Genomic DNA, 3,331 nt, shown 5'->3' on the forward strand with positions numbered 1-3,331 from the left:
GCGCGGCGGGCGCGGGACACTGTTTGCAACATCCGACCGTCCCGCTGGAGGGAAACCCGTCATGGCCCGACTCGACCTGAATGCACTCACGCTGTGGATCACCGCGGCGGCCCACCAACAACCGCAGGACTTGGCGTCGCAGGTGATGGAGCGGGCCGGCGTCTCGCGCGCCACCGCCAACAAGGCGCTGCGCCGGCTGGCCGAGATGGCGTGGCTGCTGCGCGAAGGCAGCGCCTCGCGGCCGCTGTACCGGCCCGGCACGATGCGCCAGGTGGTGCAGCGCTACCCGCTGCACGGCCTCGGCGAGGACCTGCCGTGGTCGCGCGACTTCTCGCCGTTCTTCACGCTGCCGGATGCCGTGCGCCGCATGCTGCACCACGCCTTCACCGAGCTGCTGAACAACGCGATCGACCACAGTGCCGGGCAGAGCGTCACGGTGTCGATGCGCCAGACGGCCAGCCACGCGCAGCTGCTGGTGTCCGACGACGGCCGCGGCCTGTTCGACAAGATCAACGAATCCTTCGCGCTCGACGAGCCGCATCTCGCGATGCTCGAGCTCAGCAAGGGCAAGCTGACCAGCGCGCCGGACCGCCACTGCGGCCGCGGGCTGTTCTTCACCTCGAAGCTGGCCGACGTGTTCGACCTGCACGCCAACGAATCGGCGTTCCAGCATCGCGGCTGGGAGGCCGGCCGCTGGCGCGAAGGCAAGCCGCTGAAGCACCAGGGCACGTCCATCTACGTGGCGTTCGCGCTGGACAGCACGCGCACGCTGGAGCAGGTGCTGCAGGCGCACAGCGCCGACGGTGCCGGCTACGACTTCGAGCGCACCGTGGTGCCGCTGCGCCTGCTGACGACGACGCAGTCGGGACTGGAATCGCGGGCACAGGCACGCCGCGTCGGCGCCCGCCTGAACCAGTTCCGCCGCGCGGAGGTCGACTTCAGCGGCGTGACGAGCGTCGGGCACAGCTTTGCGGACGAACTGTTCCGCGTGCTGGCGAACGAGCAGGAAGGCCTGGACCTGGTGCCGATCAACATGCTGCCGGCGGTGGCAGCCATGGTGGGCAGCATCCGCCGCTAGCCGATCCGCTCGGCTCGATAGCCCTGGGCGCGCATCGCGGCCAGGATCTCCTCGATGTGGGCCACGCCGCGCGTGTGCACCACCACCTCGATCTCGGCGCGCTCCACCGACAGCGAGCTGAACGCCCGCTGGTGCTGCACCTCGTCGATGTTGGCGCCCAGCTTGCCGAGCAGCGTCGCCACGTCGGCCAGCGCGCCCGGCACGTCGCGCACGTCCATGCGCAGGCGCGCCAGCCGGCCCGACTTCACCATGCCGCGCTGGATGATCTCGCCCAGCACCAGCGGCTCGATGTTGCCGCCGGAGAGGATCAGCCCGACCTTGCGTCCGGCGAAGCGCGCGCGGTGCTTCATCAGCGCCGCCAGGCCGACGGCGCCGGCGCCCTCGACCACCGTCTTCTCGATCTCCAGCAGCATCAGGATCGCCTGCTCGATGTCGTCCTCGCCGACCAGCAGCACGTCGTCGACATGCTGCTTGATCAGCGGCGCGGTCAGCACCCCGGGCACCTTGACGCCGATGCCGTCGGCGATCGTCGCCTGCGCGCTCTCGCGCTGCTGGTTGTGCACCACGTTCCAGACGGCGGGGAAGCGCTCGGTCTGCACGCCGATCACCTGGATGCCCGGCTTCAGCGCCTTGGCAGCGCTCGCGATGCCGCCGATCATGCCGCCGCCGCCGATCGCCACCACCAGCGTGTCGAGCGCCGGCTGCTGCGCCAGCATCTCGAGCGCGATCGTGCCCTGGCCGGCCGCCACATCGAGGTCGTCGTAGGGGTGCACCAGCGTCAGGCCGCGCTCCTGCGCGAGGCGCAGACCGTGGGCACGGGCGTCGTCGAAGGTGTCGCCTTCGAGCACCACGGTGGCGCCGAAGCCGCGCGTGCGCTCGACCTTCACCGCCGGCGCGAAGCGCGGCATCACGATGGTGGCGGGGATGCCCAGGCGCTGCGCGTGGTACGCGACGCCCTGTGCATGGTTGCCGGCCGAGACGGCGAGCACGCCGCGTGCGCGCTCGATGTCGCTCAGCTGGGCGATCTTGTTGAGGGCGCCGCGCTCCTTGAAGGAGGCGGTGAACTGCAGGTTCTCGAACTTCAGGAACACCTCGCAGCCGGCGATGGCCGAGAGGGTTCGCGAAGGCACGCAGGGGGTGTCGAGCACCTGGCCGTGCAGGCGCTCGGCGGCGGCACGGATGTCAGCGAGGACTAGGGTCATCCCGCCATTGTGCTTGGGCTCAGCCGACTCGGCACACCTTCAGCATGTTGGTGCCGCCGGGGTAGCCCATCGGCTCGCCGCAGGTGATCGCGTAGGTGTCGCCCGGCTTCAGCACGCCCTTCTCGACCAGCAGCAGCTCGGCGCGCTTCAGCGCCTCGTCGCGGTCGCTGAAGTTCGGCATCAGCAGCGGGCGCACGTTGCGGTACAGCATCATCTTGCGCTGCGTGACCACCTGCGAGGTCAGGCCGTAGATCGGCACGTGGATCTTATGGCGGCTCATCCACAGCGACGTGGAGCCCGACTCGGTCAGCGCGAGGATCGCCTTGCAGCCCAGGTGGTAGGCGGTGAAGAGCGCGCCCATCGCGATCGACTGGTCGATGCGGCCGAACTTCTTGTTCGTGAAGCCGGCGTCCAGCGAGATCTCCTCGGCGCGCTCGGCCTCGATGCAGATCGTGGACATCATCTCCACCGTCTCGACCGGGTACTTGCCGGCCGCCGTCTCGGCGCTCAGCATCACCGCGTCGGTGCCGTCGAGCACCGCGTTGGCCACGTCGCTCACCTCTGCGCGGGTGGGCACCGGGTTGACGATCATCGATTCCATCATCTGCGTCGCGGTGATGACCACGCGGTCCATCTCGCGCGCCATCTTGATCATGCGTTTCTGCAGTGCGGGCACCGCGGCGTTGCCGACCTCGACCGCCAGGTCGCCGCGCGCGACCATGATGCCGTCGCTCGCACGCAGGATGCTCTCCAGCGCCGGGATCGCCTCGGTGCGCTCGATCTTCGCGATCAGCGCCGGCTTGTGGCGCCACGGCTCGCCGGCCACGTTGGCCAGCTGGCGCGCCATTTCCATGTCGGTCGCGTTCTTCGGGAAGCTCACCGCCAGGTACTCGCACTGGAAGCTCATCGCGGTCTTGATGTCCTCCATGTCCTTGGCGGTCAGCGCCGGGGCGGTCAGGCCGCCGCCGGCCTTGTTGATGCCCTTGTTGTTCGACAGCTCGCCGCCGATCACGACGGTGGTGTGCACCTGGTCGCCGCGCACCGCGTCGAC

Annotated in this window: 3 protein-coding genes; 1 reads left to right on the top strand and 2 read right to left on the bottom strand. The window is 69.6% G+C overall.

What is annotated here, in order from left to right:
* Positions 1-61 precede the first annotated feature (61 nt).
* Complete coding sequence (locus AC1D15_RS23190) at positions 62-1,078, top strand: ATP-binding protein (protein WP_477827827.1); 1,017 nt, start codon at positions 62-64, stop codon at positions 1,076-1,078.
* On the opposite strand, the gene AC1D15_RS23195 is transcribed toward AC1D15_RS23190, so the two are convergent.
* Positions 1,075-2,280, bottom strand: coding sequence for a threonine ammonia-lyase (locus tag AC1D15_RS23195; protein ID WP_047507722.1), 1,206 nt, complete (start codon positions 2,278-2,280; stop codon positions 1,075-1,077). The genes AC1D15_RS23190 and AC1D15_RS23195 overlap by 4 nt on opposite strands.
* Before the next feature lie 19 nt (positions 2,281-2,299).
* On the bottom strand, positions 2,300-3,331 hold a 1,032-nt coding region (pyk, locus tag AC1D15_RS23200), incomplete at its 5' end, for a pyruvate kinase (RefSeq protein ID WP_477827828.1).

This window comes from Rhizobacter sp. P2_H2, from assembly GCF_056403375.1.